11 protein-coding genes are annotated in these 14,452 nt (G+C 48.4%); 5 read left to right on the top strand and 6 right to left on the bottom strand.

Going from position 1 to position 14,452, the window contains the following annotated elements; genetic code table 11:
- Window positions 1-61: 61 nt before the first annotated feature.
- Window positions 62-439 (bottom strand): J domain-containing protein, encoded by a 378-nt coding sequence (locus OC187_RS02355; RefSeq protein WP_262997476.1) that lies wholly within the window; start codon window positions 437-439, stop codon window positions 62-64.
- Between the two features lie 104 nt (window positions 440-543).
- Between OC187_RS02355 and OC187_RS02350 the strand changes: the two genes are divergently transcribed.
- Window positions 544-1,113 carry a NifU family protein gene (locus OC187_RS02350; protein WP_262997477.1) on the top strand — a complete coding sequence of 190 codons (570 nt, stop codon included), beginning with the start codon at window positions 544-546 and terminating at the stop codon, window positions 1,111-1,113.
- A gap of 301 nt (window positions 1,114-1,414) precedes the next feature.
- Window positions 1,415-2,266, top strand: a complete 852-nt coding sequence (locus OC187_RS02345) for a P44/Msp2 family outer membrane protein (RefSeq protein WP_262997478.1) — start codon at window positions 1,415-1,417, stop codon at window positions 2,264-2,266.
- A gap of 140 nt (window positions 2,267-2,406) precedes the next feature.
- Here OC187_RS02345 and OC187_RS02340 read toward each other — a convergent pair whose 3' ends face one another.
- From OC187_RS02340 to recA, 3 genes are all read right to left on the bottom strand, one after another.
- A complete protein-coding gene (locus OC187_RS02340) occupies window positions 2,407-3,216 on the bottom strand; it encodes a HesA/MoeB/ThiF family protein (protein ID WP_262997479.1) in 810 nt (269 codons plus the stop codon).
- A gap of 33 nt (window positions 3,217-3,249) precedes the next feature.
- Entirely contained in the window at window positions 3,250-3,855 is a 606-nt protein-coding gene (gene pyrE, locus OC187_RS02335; RefSeq protein ID WP_262997480.1) for an orotate phosphoribosyltransferase, read from the bottom strand.
- Window positions 3,856-3,944: 89 nt separating this feature from the next.
- Window positions 3,945-5,018: a recombinase RecA gene (gene recA / locus OC187_RS02330; RefSeq protein ID WP_262997591.1), complete on the bottom strand. Its 1,074-nt coding sequence runs from the start codon at window positions 5,016-5,018 to the stop codon at window positions 3,945-3,947.
- 517 nt (window positions 5,019-5,535) lie between these two features.
- Between recA and OC187_RS02325 the strand changes: the two genes are divergently transcribed.
- Both OC187_RS02325 and OC187_RS02320 read left to right on the top strand, forming a co-directional pair.
- Window positions 5,536-6,696, top strand: a complete 1,161-nt coding sequence (locus tag OC187_RS02325; protein ID WP_263008555.1) for a P44/Msp2 family outer membrane protein — start codon at window positions 5,536-5,538, stop codon at window positions 6,694-6,696.
- 326 nt (window positions 6,697-7,022) lie between these two features.
- Window positions 7,023-8,099: a P44/Msp2 family outer membrane protein gene (locus tag OC187_RS02320; protein WP_263008554.1), complete on the top strand. Its 1,077-nt coding sequence runs from the start codon at window positions 7,023-7,025 to the stop codon at window positions 8,097-8,099.
- Between the two features lie 705 nt (window positions 8,100-8,804).
- Here the strand turns inward: OC187_RS02320 and ygfZ are convergent.
- Both ygfZ and OC187_RS02310 read right to left on the bottom strand, forming a co-directional pair.
- Window positions 8,805-9,674, bottom strand: coding sequence for a CAF17-like 4Fe-4S cluster assembly/insertion protein YgfZ (ygfZ, locus tag OC187_RS02315; protein WP_263008553.1), 870 nt, complete (start codon window positions 9,672-9,674; stop codon window positions 8,805-8,807).
- Window positions 9,674-11,614 (bottom strand): heme lyase CcmF/NrfE family subunit, encoded by a 1,941-nt coding sequence (locus OC187_RS02310; RefSeq protein ID WP_263008552.1) that lies wholly within the window; start codon window positions 11,612-11,614, stop codon window positions 9,674-9,676. The genes ygfZ and OC187_RS02310 overlap by 1 nt, the downstream gene beginning before the upstream one ends.
- A 331-nt stretch (window positions 11,615-11,945) precedes the next feature.
- Here OC187_RS02310 and OC187_RS02305 point away from each other — a divergent pair, with 331 nt between their 5' ends.
- Window positions 11,946-14,387 (top strand): valine--tRNA ligase, encoded by a 2,442-nt coding sequence (locus OC187_RS02305; protein WP_262997485.1) that lies wholly within the window; start codon window positions 11,946-11,948, stop codon window positions 14,385-14,387.
- Window positions 14,388-14,452: the final 65 nt, after the last annotated feature.

Raw genomic sequence — 14,452 nt, 5'->3', positions numbered from 1 at the left:
CATGCTTTGAGGTGCAATTTATAAGGTCTTTATGAGCGATGATAGTGACCCTTGGAGTCCGCTAGCTGAGCAAGGTGTCGCGCGCCTGGTTGAGTTTTTGAGCAAAATACTCCGATCCCCCCCTGTCCGGATGTGCAAATTTCATCAGTCGGTGGTATGCAGAGGTTATCTGCTCGGGTGTAGCGTTATCTGACAAACCAAGTATCTCTAGTGCCTCGCACCTGGACAAACAGTTACCCCCCGGTCTTGTGGCACCCGTCCCCTGGGCTCTGCCCTGCATCTCGCTGAGTATTCTATTAAAAATAGTCGTAAAATCTTCACCGACAAAGCCACGCATCAGAACATTCTTCCTAAACAGCAGCAGAGCCACCATGACTATGACCGGCAACACAAACAGCGAGCCGATCACACCTAGCACAGTGAAAAGCACCAAAAGCATGCGACTAAAATCTTGATTTGCTACACGTACTGCAATACACTACTAGAGCTCCTGCAGCGGGGCGCATTATACCCACGAAAGCCGCTGCATTGCAAGGGTTGTTTATGTTTATTCAAATTGAGAGCACACCTAATCCAGATACTCTAAAGTTTCTGCTTGGTACTGAAGGAGCAGGTGGTATGGAGAGTGATGTAGAATTCTCGAGTGCCATAGAGGCACAGAACTCGCCTCTAGCCAAACTATTGTTCGAAATACAAGGTGTCTCCGGAGTGTTTTTTGGAAAAGACTTTGTCTCTGTAACCAAGCGCTCGGACGCTGAGTGGGACGTGTTAAGGCCAGAGGTCTTGGTTGTCATGACGGATTACTTCTCTCTGCGTGAACAGCACTCCAACTTTGAACACGGCACACATAGAGAGGAGGAAAAAGAATTTTTTGATGAGAGCGATTCCGAAGTAGTTAGTAGGGTCAAAGAACTGATAGAGGGATATGTTAGGCCTGCAGTAGCCCAAGATGGGGGAGACATAAAGTTCAGGGGCTACAAGGAGGGAGTGGTCTTCGTGCATCTAAGAGGAGCCTGCTCGGGCTGTCCTAGTGCTGCTGTAACCTTGAAGGATGGGGTGTACAGTATGCTCAGCTACTACGTACCAGAAGTGAAAGCGGTGGAGAGCGTTTAGGCGTACCCTTAATCTGCATCTGCCACTTCGGCGCGAACCCAGATTATTGGGAAGCTCCCCCTACGCGTACCGGGACACATAGCTTATTCTGCTATACGAACAATTATGTGCGTACTAAGCTTGACTTAAATAACAAGTGCGTATAGAACACCTCAGCGACATTCTCGCAATGAGACCCGAGGTGGGGTTGCATACGTCAGCGTGTGTGGGTTTGCTTTATAATTTCTGCTATGATACTTCCACCCTCATCTTTTATATGCTAAACTGCTGCGTGCTTTTATGATTTATCAAAAGGATTACTATGAATTACAGAGAATTGCTTAAAGGGGGCTTGTCAGCAACCGCAGTGTGCGCCTGCTCCTTACTTATTAGCGGGCCCTCTCTAGCGTCTCCTATGGGTTCTGATATGGCATCTTCAGGAGGCGGAGTCATGGGAGGTAGCTTCTATATAGGCGCGACTTACAGCCCAGCATTTTCTTCCATCACCTCATTCGACATACGTGAATCTGGAAAGGAAACCTCTTATGTTAAGGGTTACAACAAGAGCGCCAAAACAATGGATGTGCGGGACCCCGGCAACTTTTCCAAATCCAGCTACTCCTTCCAGTTTGCTAGAAACTTACTTATGTCTTTTGATGGCGTAGTAGGGTATGCCCTTGGAGGCGCCAGAGTAGAACTCGAAACGAGTTACAGAAGGTTCGCTACCCTAGCAGATGGGACATACACGCAAAGCGGAGCTGAGGCCATAGCTGCTGTAAGTCGTGAGGCTGTGCTTACAGGCAACAACTACTTCGTTCTCAAAATTGATGAAATCATAAACACGTCAGTTATGTTCAACGGCTGTTATGACGTGTTGCATGCAGATCTACCAGTGTCTCCATACGTGTGCGCCGGAATGGGTGCAAGTTTTGTCGATATAGCTCGACAAGTAACTGCAAAACTTGCCTACAGAGGCAAGGTTGGGATAAGCTACCAACTGACTCCGGAGATATCTTTGGTAGCCGGAGGCTTCTATCATGGGCTCTTTGACGAATCCTATAAGGACATTTCCCCTCACAACAATGTGAACTTCCCTGGGGAGGCAAAAGCTGCAATTAAGGCACACGTAGCCGATTATGGCTTTAACCTCGGGGCAAGATTCCTGTTCAGCTAACAAAGTCATGTACATGTGGCAAAGATTTAAAAGGTCTTTGCCACATGTGGATTTGTAACAGCTGCACGTGAGTGTATTGGTGGGATATAACTTTGTCTCCAGAAGGTGCTGCATACACGGAGTTATAATTGGTCAGTTGTTTACGAGTGTTTTCTGAGCTTGCCTTCATAGGATTCAAGATCATAAGGGTCCACATTTGCAACATCGCCACAGCAGCTACACCGGTCATTGGCCCTAAACTCGTAGGCATCGAAATTATTTCTGCAAAGATCCACTCTGTATAACTTGCCAGCGCTGGAAGGGCAGCAACCAACTATGTATTTGATCACCTCCGCGGAAGCCATCCCACCTATCACCCCCACAATGGAACTTGTAACCCCAGCATTGGCACAGTTCAGCTCGGTACTTACCTGTTGCCCTTCAAAAAAACACCTATAGCACGGTTTTCCCCCCGGCTTTATTACCATCACCTCACCGGTAAAACCTATGGAAACGCAGTGTACCAGGGTTTTATTCATTGCAACGCATGCATCATTCAAAAATATTTTTACTGCAAGTCTGTCAACACAATCTACGACGATTTCTACATCTGACATTATTGCTTCAAAGTTCTTCGGACCTATTGCAGAGTCTACAGCACACACCTCAACGTCACTATTCAAGCATTTGATAAATCCGGCCGCAGCATGCACTTTCCTGCGCCCCACGTCCTGCTCCCTATATATGGTCTGCCGATTTAGATTTGACACTCTTACGGTGTCATCATCACACAAAATCAGCTTTCCCAATCCGCTGGCAGCCAGAAGCGGTATAACTGCACTGCCCAGACCACCGCAACCCGCGATCAGGACACTGCTATTCCTTAGCCTTTTGTGGCCCTCAAGACCGATCTCAGGTACCGACACTTGTCTTGCGTACCTATGCCGTAAATCCCCGCGCAACGCACACACAATAACAACCTAACTGGAGAGTTTTTTGCGCCGTTAACTCAATGCTCTACTCCCGGGCCGAGAGATCGGCACACCCCTCAACTCATCAGGTACTTCATCCTCGCTGTAGTGTCGTATATCCATTTTCAGCAGGCTAACAATTGGAAACGGCATGTTACTGCCGCCCCCACTCCTCCTGTCTATGATACTAAGCTCTGCCACAACTTTTCCCCCAAGGGCAGTTACTGCATCAGAAACTTCCATGGACGATCCCCCCGTGGTGATGACATCCTCAACTATGAGCACGCAGCTACTAGAATCCAGGCTAAACCCTCTGCGTAATTCAAAGTTACCCTGCACCCGCTCAAAAAAGACGAAGCGGACTCCGAGTTGCCTGGCAATTTCGTACCCAAACACCGTGCCCCCCATCGCAGGAGAGGCTACAACATTTATACCAAGGTCACCAAACTTACTCCTGCTGCGATCCAGCAAGGCAGCGCACACGCGCTCACACACAGAGGGAACTTCCTGGAGCTTAGCACACTGTATGTACGTATCACTATGCAGCCCCGAAGATAAAACGAAGTGCCCTTTCAAAATCGCTGATCTCTCTGTTAGTATTCTAAGCACGTCATCATCCGTGCGTATACTATTCCTCATAAATATACCCCACCAATCATGTCCCAGAGAAACGCAAGGAACAAAATCTTTTTTAGGCAGCCTAGACTTAACAACAAAAACGCTTGCGGTTAGAATACCTCCTCTTCCAGCACCTCAGTGCGCCTGTCTGCAGCAAACAAATCGCTGCTATGCATACTTTCCGCTATGTATGCCCTGATCTTTTGCTCCAGCTCACTGGCGACCTCTGGGTTGCTCTTGAGGTAACCCTTGGCATTCTCCCTACCCTGACCCAGCTTCACTGAACCGTAGGCATAATAAGACCCAGATTTTTCTATAAAACCAAACTTGACACCCATGTCAACGATCTCACCCAGCTTCGATATACCCTCGTTGTACATTATGTCAAACTCAGCCTGCTTAAACGGAGGAGCAACTTTGTTTTTCACCACCTTAACCCTGGTCTGGCTCCCCGTTACGCTTTCCTTGTCTTTGATCGAGCTCATTTTACGAATATCAAGCCTCACAGAGGTGTAAAACTTAAGCGCACTACCGCCTGTAGTTACTTCAGGGTTACCGTAAACTACACCTATTTTCATGCGTATTTGGTTGATGAATACCAATACGCAGTTTGCCTTTGACACCACAGATGTAAGCTTGCGAAGCGCGTGGCTGAGCAGCCTTGCTTGCAAACCCATGTGCTGATCACCCATATCTCCCTCGATCTCAGCCCTGGGAGTAAGCGCAGCTACGGAGTCCACCACTATCACATCTATGGCACCAGAGCACACTAGGTACTCAACAATATGCAAAGCCTGCTCGCCTGTGTCAGGTTGGGAGACGATCAAGTCCCCAACGTTCACACCCAATTTCCTGGCATACACGGTATCCAACGCATGCTCCGCATCAATGAAGGCACAGTTACCCCCTTGCTTTTGCGCCTCAGCGATGACATGTAGTGCAAGTGTGGTCTTCCCAGAACTTTCAGGGCCAAAGATCTCCACTATCCTACCCTTTGGAAGCCCACCGATACCCAGTGCTGCGTCCAAGGCTATGGAGCCTGTGGATATACTGTCCATCTTTTCAGCGGGATGCTGCTTTAACTTCATTATGGCACCCTTGCCGAACGCTCTTTCTATTTGGCTTATGGCCGCATCCAATGCCTCCTGCTTTCCAGATTCAACATCCTTCTTGCTACCAGACATGGACACCTCGCAAACGGAACGATTACAGTACGCCGAGCCTAACCTCATACAACCACGCAGTCAAGAATTTTCCCCTCACATTTGGAATGCGCAACACGCAGCACTCGCCAACTATCGCGTATTTGGCAACATGCAGTCATGTTGCACAAAAATTATTTCGGGGTCTAAAAACGTTTGTGGCAAGGCACTGAACCCCATTTCGCAGGTTGGCCTGAAAGCACAGCTTTAGAGGGTTCATACCCCAACAAAGCACATACAATGCGGTATTATTTTGGTGGTTGAGCTGAGTTTTCGAGTACTGGAAGCACATATGCATTATTCAAATAAGTAACGGATTATGATATATCGGGTGCCTACAACATATCCCGATGGCGCGTCCAAGGAGGCAACTAAGACGCTCTGCCAACTCTGGTAAAAGGAATTTTCAACTTGTGCAAGCTAGACACATAGTAATCGGGCTCGCACTTACAGCAGCCTGGTTATCACAATAACATTTTACGCAGGAGGAAGCTGCTTTATGGGCACCTTTTTTGTGAATTATAGGCAATGCTTTTTGACAAACATTCTAGTTTTGCTCCCCGTATGCCTGAACTCTTTTTTCCCATCCACAACATTAGGAGATGAACGTCAGTGGTGGCAGGTGCAGAACAATTTTTATGCCGGACTTACGTTTAATCCAACATATAGCAGTGTACAAAACTTTAGAATCAGGGACGCTGGGCAACGTCCTTTAGGCGTACTTGCATATGAAGGGGGAATGGAAGTCCATGCTGAACAATTTGACTGGAGCAGATTGGACGCCACAGCAGAATTTGAGGACAGCAAATTTCCCGCATTTGGAGGCATGATAGGGTTCTGGGCAACACAAAGTCTCAGGGTAGAATTTGAAGCCGGAAGGGACGTGTTTCCAATAAAAGGCGGAGATACAGGCAAGGGCGGCGTGTTCCTACTGATCAGAGATCTTGCACACACAATCATGACCCAAAATGACGCAGATGCGATAGCACACCAACTCATCCAGCAGGTTGGGAGTGACAGGAAAAAGATTAGAACAGCGCTGACAGGCATCACAGCAGTTAAATTGCCGTCACAAGGGGAAATCGAACAGCACTTCAGAAGAGTACTAACAGGTCTGAGGACCGATTCCAGATCGCTAGAGCATGCAGTCAACAAGCTTGCTTCGGGCCGTATGGCAGAAAAGTACAAGTACGACACCACAACAGTAGCACAAAAAATAGCGGTACTCGGCACAAGTGACGCAGCGAAAGTGGCAAGTAGTTTTATTAGGGTCGCAGAAGGCGCAACAGTTGTCAGATTCAAAGACATAACCTCCACATCGGCAATACTGAATGTTTGTCGAGACATTCGCGTTGGCGCTTCTGAAGCAAAGTTGGTACCTTACGCCTGTGGGGGCGTTGGTTTAGGCCACGTCAGCATGTCCGGTGAGACCGATTTAAAGCTTCTGTACAAGGTAAAGGGTGGCATTGGCTATGAGTTCATGCCTGGCATACGCCTTATTGCCGGCATGTTTCTGCAGGGTACATTTGACGACGTAAGGCATCGAAATTTGGACACAGACACTGTGGTAGGTGACGACACTGGCGCAAGCAGAAGGGCTTCTGCACTCTTCGGGCTAAGATGCTTTGGGATAAACGTTGGGGCAAGCTTCTCGATGTAGCCCAACAAGCTCAAATAAAGCCAGATAGTGGGCTGCGCTGCCTGGCATTTCGCACATGGCACGCAGCGGCACAGAACCAACAGTAGGTTGCAGTAAGCAATTTGTCCGCATCCTCACCTAGTCGCAAGTTGCAGCTATCAAGCGACCCATGGACATTTTACAACGCGGTAAATTGTAAAATAGGGGTACGTGATAGCCAAAAGCACATGTTGTTAGGTGTACAACCGACGAAATTCATATTGCAATTTGCGTTGTGCAGCTGGTAGAATCCGAAACACCGGACTGGGTCCGGTCATTTGTACTGGTTTACAGTGGTGGAGTAACCTATGAATACCTCAATTCCGAAATCCGGAAAGATCCTCTTGCTTGTAAGCATATGTTCAATTATTACCTACCCACTATGCTGCAGCGCATCCCGGACCACAAGTCTGAGACGGGGAAATATGGGAACGCATCATGCATATTTAGCCTTTACAACTGGCTGGGCAAGGAGTGTAGTTCGAGACTTCAGATTAGGAACCATAGATGGCAAAACAGAAGGGATACTGCCCTTTGGCCAGAATAGGAATGTCGAGTTGGGAGCGGAGAATTTCAACTGGGCGACACCGGATCCAGAAATAGATTTTGGATATGGCGAGATCCCCTCTGTTGGTTGGTCCATAGGGTATGCAGCAGGCAATAAGAGGTTTGAGTTTGGAGTAGAGAAAAGGAGGTTTGCCGCAAAAATAAACGGAGAATCGGATCAGGAAGGTCTTTTCATGTTACTAAAGGGCCTCACCTATGCCCTTGCTTACTATGGTCACAACGTCACGCGCGTAGCTGATGCTCTGGAAAATTGCATAGGATGCCAGGATGGGTTATTCATAGATTCACCTAACGGTTGGGCAACATATAAGGTCTCTACGTACGGCGATGACGACGCTAAGCACGCAGCAGAGAAATTGGCAGAGTTTAGTAGCGAAGATAGATTAGCCGCAGCCAAGCTCTTAGTAGGCAATGTAGAAAGCGGCGGAGGTGAAGTTTCCGAAATTGTGGAAATTAGCGAGTTAGAGGCCACAGCAGCCATGCTCAGCGTGTGCTACGACGCTCCCGTGCGTACGCTCTCAGGGCGGGTTACCCCGTACGTTTGCGGCGGTGCGGGTGGAAGCCTGATCGACGTATCTGGGAATACCATATGGAAACTAGCATACAGAATGAGGGGAGGAGTAAGCTGCAAGTTTACCCCTAAAATCTCATTGAATCTGGAGGCTTTTTTCCATAGTGTACCTGACAGAACGCTATACAGGAAGTTCGCCGTAGAACGCGCGCTAGGAGACATAAATTACCAGAGTGACGATCCCGTCGAGGTAGCCTTCAATCTGAGCTATTTAGGTGGCAACCTGGGAGTGAGAATCGCATTCTAGGCCTTGTGCAACCGTGCCTAAGTTAAGCGCTCACCGCCGCCTCGTTGCTGAACAAGCGCCAAAGCAGTATGTGGCTCTACCAAGTGCGCGCGCGTGCAATTCCTTAGCGAGTGCTAGGTAAGGCACCAACAACAAGCTCACCTGCCGATTTCAAACGGCGCCGGCTCACTGCGCGATTAAGTCCTCACAGCTGCACCACACCAGTAACATCACCACGGGAAAGCCACCATCCTCCCCGTCAACCAGGCCTGGAATACACACTACAACTTGGCTTCAACCAGGTAATAGGGGTAGCAACCCTACGCCAAACATCCCAGCATGTATACACATCAGTGTTCCAGACACCATGGGAAAGACCCCCGTTTCTGTGGTGACTAGATGATAAGGTCGCGCATATGGATGGATAGAGCGCACACCCTAAGCTTGCCACACACCATGGGTATGTTCCATGCGGGTAACGTAGTGCAAAGCGTTTGGCTGGTGGCAACAGGACAGCACATTGTCCGCCAGAAATTCCGAAAATAACAGCAACCTAAAGACGCGAAGAACGCACGCCTGAAAGATAGACAAACAGCGGCTAATATATGCACTCTCAACACACGAACTGAGGCGGCAAATTGCTCGGCAGCATCAGCCTCCTATAGGAAGTGTGAGTCAGGACACATACCGAAGTGCCACCAACAGTGCAACTGGAAGCCAAGTGTGCTAATCTCGCAATGGTCCAGTCCCATCATAAATCTTGATACTAGTGTTCCCAGATTGTAGGTAGCAATCATCAATCACCTTCTCAACCTCTAAAAGACATAAACCCCAGTTACCGAGTGTGGAAAGCAAATGCCCGGCAGGCTGTCCTTGCGCTAGCACTTCCTGCCCCCTTATGAGTGTGTCAGTGTCGGAGAACACCGTATACAGCCCCCTCTTCGCGCCCACACGCCACATGCGTGCCACGGTTTCTTGCCCTATGTAACACCCCTTATTCGTACTTATGGCGTTAAGTCTATCCATGGAAAAATACAGCGGGAATGACCTGCCTCTTGTCATATCCTGCACACAATCCGGAATTGTGCACTTGATCCTCAATAGCTCGTAATCGTCCCAATCTGGTAGCTCTTCCAGCGTTACTGTCTCAGCAATAGGTACAATTGCACGTGCCCACATGCAGACATTCCTGGGGTCTTTAAACGTTACTATACCCTCCAAATTGGTTGTACACTCTGCATCTGCACCATCAGGGCACACTGCAACTGCATATTCATCGTCACAATTCCTAACCCTAACCCTGAGCCGCAACCTATATGAGCGCAGCAACTCGACGAGCGCATCTGCATCCACACTTGCGCAATCCAGTAAAAAATTTTGTTCATGGGAAATTAGAAAAAAATCAAATACGTACCTACCCTGAGAGTTTAATATCAAATTGTATATAGGCGCACGAGTGCCAGCCCCAAGCACATCGTTCGTTGTAATATTGTGTAGAAACGACCCGGCATCGGGCCCGTAAATCTTCAACACACTGCGGTTCTGAAGGCGAAAAAGTTTCACTGAAACCCCCAAGACGTTACTTAACAAAAACATTAAGCCGTATGCGACGTTGCATTATAATCTGCACCCACGGCTACACTATTAGCTTTCTTCCCGCGCAACCATACCCTGCCAACTGTGCCCAGTATTCCCCCGGCAACCATGAGCGCAAACCCAATCCATATAAGACCCATGCATGGCTTATAGTACACCTGTACAGCTATTCCTCTGTTTCGATCCACCTCACCTACCACTATGTAGATATCTGCGAACAGTCCGTGATATATACTGCTTTCAGAATTCCTGACACCCTCAACGTAGTAAAATCTGCTCTCAGGATACAGCAGACAAACTACTTTATCTCCCTGCGTCACAGAAAACTTAACTCTTATAGCTTCATGATTCTGCCGCTTCACTAACGACACACCAGATAATGTCACAGTAAATCCGTGAACACTCACAGATTCACGCTCTTTCATATACTGTGCTACATCCTCCTGAAATACAGTCGAGCACACAACACCAAGCATCAAGACAGCGGCGCCTGAGTGCGCCATCATCATTGCATACTTCCCAGGACTTACCCGCCGTATAGCAACACTGAGCGGAACTGACGAGCTACATATTCCGCGGATGTAATCCTCTACTATCGAAAAAAACAACAGCGCAGCTAGTAGAATCAGCACCCCCAAAAGCCCTAGAGACACCGTAAATGGGAAAAGCACTAACGCGAGCAAGGAAGAAACTTTAAAGGTCATTTTAAATCTCTGCGCACCATCCCAGCTCAAACCGGATAGGAGAATCATGGCCGCAAACAGCACTATTGATAGTACACCAAACACGCTGTTGTAGTAGGGGGCACCCACAGATACAGTATCTCCCACTAGCAGTTCCAGCGCCACTGGGTATACTGTACCAACCAACACCACCAAAAATGCAGTGAGCATTGCAACGATATTGGCCGAGATCGCAGTAATTCTCGAAACATAACCAAAGTTGCACGCTTCGGGCCAATGCTTGTACTTGGCAATAAACGTCCCAAGGCCAACCACCCCTACCACTGTCACCAGCATCAATAAAAAAATACCTCGCTCAGGGTCATTGGCAAAAGAGTGTACAGAAATCAGGAATCCGGAGCGTACCAGAAATGTGCCAAATAAACTAAATACGAACGCGGATATGGCGAGTAAAAATGTAAGGTTGCAATATATGCCAAACTTCCGCACTACCGGAATCATGTGAATGAGTGCTGTACCCAAAAACCAAGGCATCAGCGAAACATTCTCAACCGGGTCCCAAGACCAAAATCCTCCCCAACCCAGCTCTCTATATGCCCACCATCCGCCAAGTGCTATACCCAGCGTCAACAGCATCCAGGCACTCAGCGCCCAGTTACGCGTAATAGTAACCCACTCCTTGGGCTCCACATGCAAAACTAGGGCAGCAACCGTTATGGAAAACACAGCACCAAAGCCCGCATAGCCCCCAAACAGCATGGGAGGGTGAACTGTCAACCCTATGTCTTGCAACATGGGGTTAAAGCCCAGCCCGTCGGAGTCCATAGCAACAACTCTCAGGAACGGATTTGCGAGCACTATTCCGAAAAACGCAAAGCCAAACCCTAGCAGATTATGCACGGAAAGCGCTATTCTCTTTAGATCATCTCTCTTAATAAAGTACCCTATGAGGGCCGCATATGCGCTCATCATCCACACAAACAGCAGGTTAGAGCCTTCGTAGTTTCCCCATATTCCAAAAACCTTGTACAAAAGTGGCTGTGTGGAATGCACATTTTGGTATACATGCGCATAGCTGAAGTTGTTTGTAACCAGCAAGTAGGTCAGTAGCGCCATCGCAGCACTGTATAAAGCAAATGCCGTATAAGTAAGTGCCACCCCCCATGTGGTGGATACGCGCGCAACTACGGAACATATCAGAGATAGTACGCACGCACATACCAAAAACGTACTCGAACTATCGATATAATAAAGCATACGACCTCTTGAGCCCATTACACCCGAAGCACCGGCTCTTGCCGCAGCAGGCAGGGCACCTTGCTACTCTATACTCTACATCTAATGCAACACGCACTCAACTGTTGGCGAGTTTCACCATATTGCACGCAATACAGTAACGAACAACACGTTTTTGTGGGACGCATATGCACCTAGTTACGCGGTTGCGCCTATTCGAATGCAAGTAGTCCTGTATGTGTTCTGTGGGTCTACCACCAGTGGAGATCCCTCACGTGAAATTAGAGTTGTTTATAGTATGACAATTTTTTATACTTCGTGCCTGCGCTTTGGCGTACGCGTTTGACATTTTATGCGGTCTTTGGACAGTAGATATCAACACAAGGTAGTAGAGGAGAAGTGTAACTCCACCTGGGATGCAGACGGAATTTACAGGTGGAAGGGTGACGTTGCACAGAGTTTTGTCATAGACACTCCCCCACCTACGGTGTCCGGTGTCTTACACATGGGACATGTTTTCAGTTACTGCCACACAGATTTTATAGCCCGCTACCAGAGGATGTCCGGGAAGGATGTGTTCTACCCTATAGGGTTTGACGACAATGGCTTACCAACGGAAAGGCTGGTTGAAAAAGTCAGAAAACTTCGCGCCGCGCAGTTAGATAGGGCAGAATTCACCCAAATCTGCAGGGAAGTCTCGCGTGAGTTCAGGGTAAAATTCAAAGATCTTTTTAGGCAATTGGGTATCAGCTACGATTGGACACTGGAGTATCACACAGTAAGCAAAGAGATTCAGAAGCTATCTCAGGCTTCTTTCCTGGATCTGTATGCAAAGGGGCAGCTCTACAGGAAGAAGAAACCCATATTATGGGACACCGTGGATTGCACTGCCATAGCGCATGCAGAAATTGAGGAGCGTGATTTGCCATCCGCCATGAATACCATAAGCTTTCACACAGAGGATGGAGAAAGGATCAACATAGCTACTACACGGCCAGAACTTATACCTGCCTGTGTAGCAATATTTTTTAATCCCGAAGATGATAGGTACAAACACCTGCACGGCAAGCTTGCTGTGGTACCCGTAGGCGGGCACAAAGTCAGAATTTTACCAGATAGCAAAGTGAAAATCGAAAAAGGCACTGGGCTGGTAATGTGTTGCACGTTTGGTGATGAAACGGATGTGCACTGGTGGCATACACACAGGTTGGACACCAGGATCATCATGGACAAAACCGGAAGTATAAGTAGCCTGGCGGAAGACACGCCAGATTCAAAAATTCCCGCAGCGCAATTTGACGGCATGCGCGTGCAAGAGGCCAGGAACGCCGTCTGCGACGCGCTAAAAAGCGCGGGGTTGCTCATCTCGCAGGAACAGATTGTGCATACTGTTAAGTGTGCGGAGAGGTCCGGTGCCCCAATAGAGATTTTGCTCAGCGATCAGTGGTTCGTTAAAGTAGTAGAGCATAAGCAAGATCTCCTGGAGCAGGTACAAAAGGTATGCTGGCATCCTGATAGTATGCGCAAGCGCATGGAAATATGGATAGAAAATCTAAACTGGGACTGGTGTGTATCCAGGCAGCGGTACTTCGGTGTGCCATTCCCGTTGTGGTACTCCAAGCGGGCAGGAGAGCTTGGTAAAGTACTGTTCCCCAGAGTAGAAGATCTGCCTGTAGACCCACTGCAGGACTTGCCCAGTGGGTACAGTAAAGATGAGGTAGAACCGGAGGTGGATGTCATGGATACGTGGGCCACCAGCTCTATATCACCGCAGTTTTTCACCAAGTCTATCGGGCAGACGCTGCGCCGTGATGGGGGTCTTACCCTCCCCACTGATCTTAGAGCACAAAGTCATGAGATTATACGCTCGTGGGCATTCTATACGATATTAAAATCCTACCACCATAGTGGAGAAATCCCGTGGAAGAACATAATGATCAGTGGGTGGTGCCTCGCAGATGACAAAACAAAAATGAGCAAATCTAAGGGGAATGCTGCAAGCCCAGAAAAAACACTAGACCTATACGGGGCAGACGCTGTTAGATACTGGGCGGCGAAATCGCGCTTGGGAGCTGACACAGTATTTTCGGAGGAAACCCTGAAAACTGGCAAGAGGCTTACAACCAAGCTGTGGAATGCGAGTAAGTTCGTGTCCACCTTCCTGCACGAAAGTTTTCCGGTTAGTAGTGCGGAGATGCCCACAGATTTGTGGATATTGTCAAAGCTACACAAAACAATTGCGGATAGCACAGAGAGTTTCAAATGCTTAGAGTATTGCACGGCATTGAACAGCGTTGAGGAATTTTTCTGGAAGAATTTCTGTGACAACTACCTGGAGCTGGTAAAACATAGGGCATATAACCATGAGCCGGCTCGGGAGCATGCCTCTGCAATCAGCACCCTGTGCCACACGTTGAAGACCCTGCTGTTGCTATTTGCGCCATTTCTTCCGTATGTCACTGACGAGATATACAACACACTTTGTACTGGCTGTGTACATACCCAAGGGTGGCCAGATGCCAGCACAATTCCCTTCAACAGCGCGCTAGAGCAGCATGGAGATGTGCTAGTAAAAATAGTTGAGGAGGTGCGTAAGGCAAAAACCCAAGCTCAGGTCTCCGTAAAGTACCCCGTAGAGACTTTGACCATAAGCGGACTCGCAGCCGATTTCCCGGAACCTATGCTCGAAGATTTGAAACACGTGTGCTGCACTGAGCACGTCATGTGCACCGCATCAGACAATGCAGAGCTGAGGGTTTCTGTATCCTTGGCAGCTCCCACAAACAACGCGTAATCGCCCCATAATGAAGCTGAAGTGCCGCCTGAAAAGTTGTGAGGCAAACTCGGCCCACCCCAGTG

Source organism: Anaplasma capra, from assembly GCF_025628805.1.
In the GTDB taxonomy this organism is placed as follows: domain Bacteria; phylum Pseudomonadota; class Alphaproteobacteria; order Rickettsiales; family Anaplasmataceae; genus Anaplasma; species Anaplasma capra.
The sequence above is the reverse complement of the archived record's forward strand: the minus strand, read 5'-3'. Positions and strand labels throughout refer to the sequence as shown.

Bases quoted from the DNA above. Each gene is read 5' to 3' on its own strand.
- OC187_RS02355 (WP_262997476.1), bottom strand. From the start codon at position 439: ATGCTTTTGGTGCTTTTCACTGTGCTAGGTGTGATCGGCTCGCTGTTT.
- OC187_RS02350 (WP_262997477.1), top strand. From the start codon at position 544: ATGTTTATTCAAATTGAGAGCACACCTAATCCAGATACTCTAAAGTTT.
- OC187_RS02345 (WP_262997478.1), top strand. From the start codon at position 1,415: ATGAATTACAGAGAATTGCTTAAAGGGGGCTTGTCAGCAACCGCAGTG.
- pyrE (WP_262997480.1), bottom strand. From the start codon at position 3,855: ATGAGGAATAGTATACGCACGGATGATGACGTGCTTAGAATACTAACA.
- recA (WP_262997591.1), bottom strand. From the start codon at position 5,018: ATGTCTGGTAGCAAGAAGGATGTTGAATCTGGAAAGCAGGAGGCATTG.
- OC187_RS02325 (WP_263008555.1), top strand. From the start codon at position 5,536: ATGGGCACCTTTTTTGTGAATTATAGGCAATGCTTTTTGACAAACATT.
- OC187_RS02320 (WP_263008554.1), top strand. From the start codon at position 7,023: ATGAATACCTCAATTCCGAAATCCGGAAAGATCCTCTTGCTTGTAAGC.
- ygfZ (WP_263008553.1), bottom strand. From the start codon at position 9,674: ATGTTTTTGTTAAGTAACGTCTTGGGGGTTTCAGTGAAACTTTTTCGC.
- OC187_RS02310 (WP_263008552.1), bottom strand. From the start codon at position 11,614: ATGCTTTATTATATCGATAGTTCGAGTACGTTTTTGGTATGTGCGTGC.
- OC187_RS02305 (WP_262997485.1), top strand. From the start codon at position 11,946: ATGCGGTCTTTGGACAGTAGATATCAACACAAGGTAGTAGAGGAGAAG.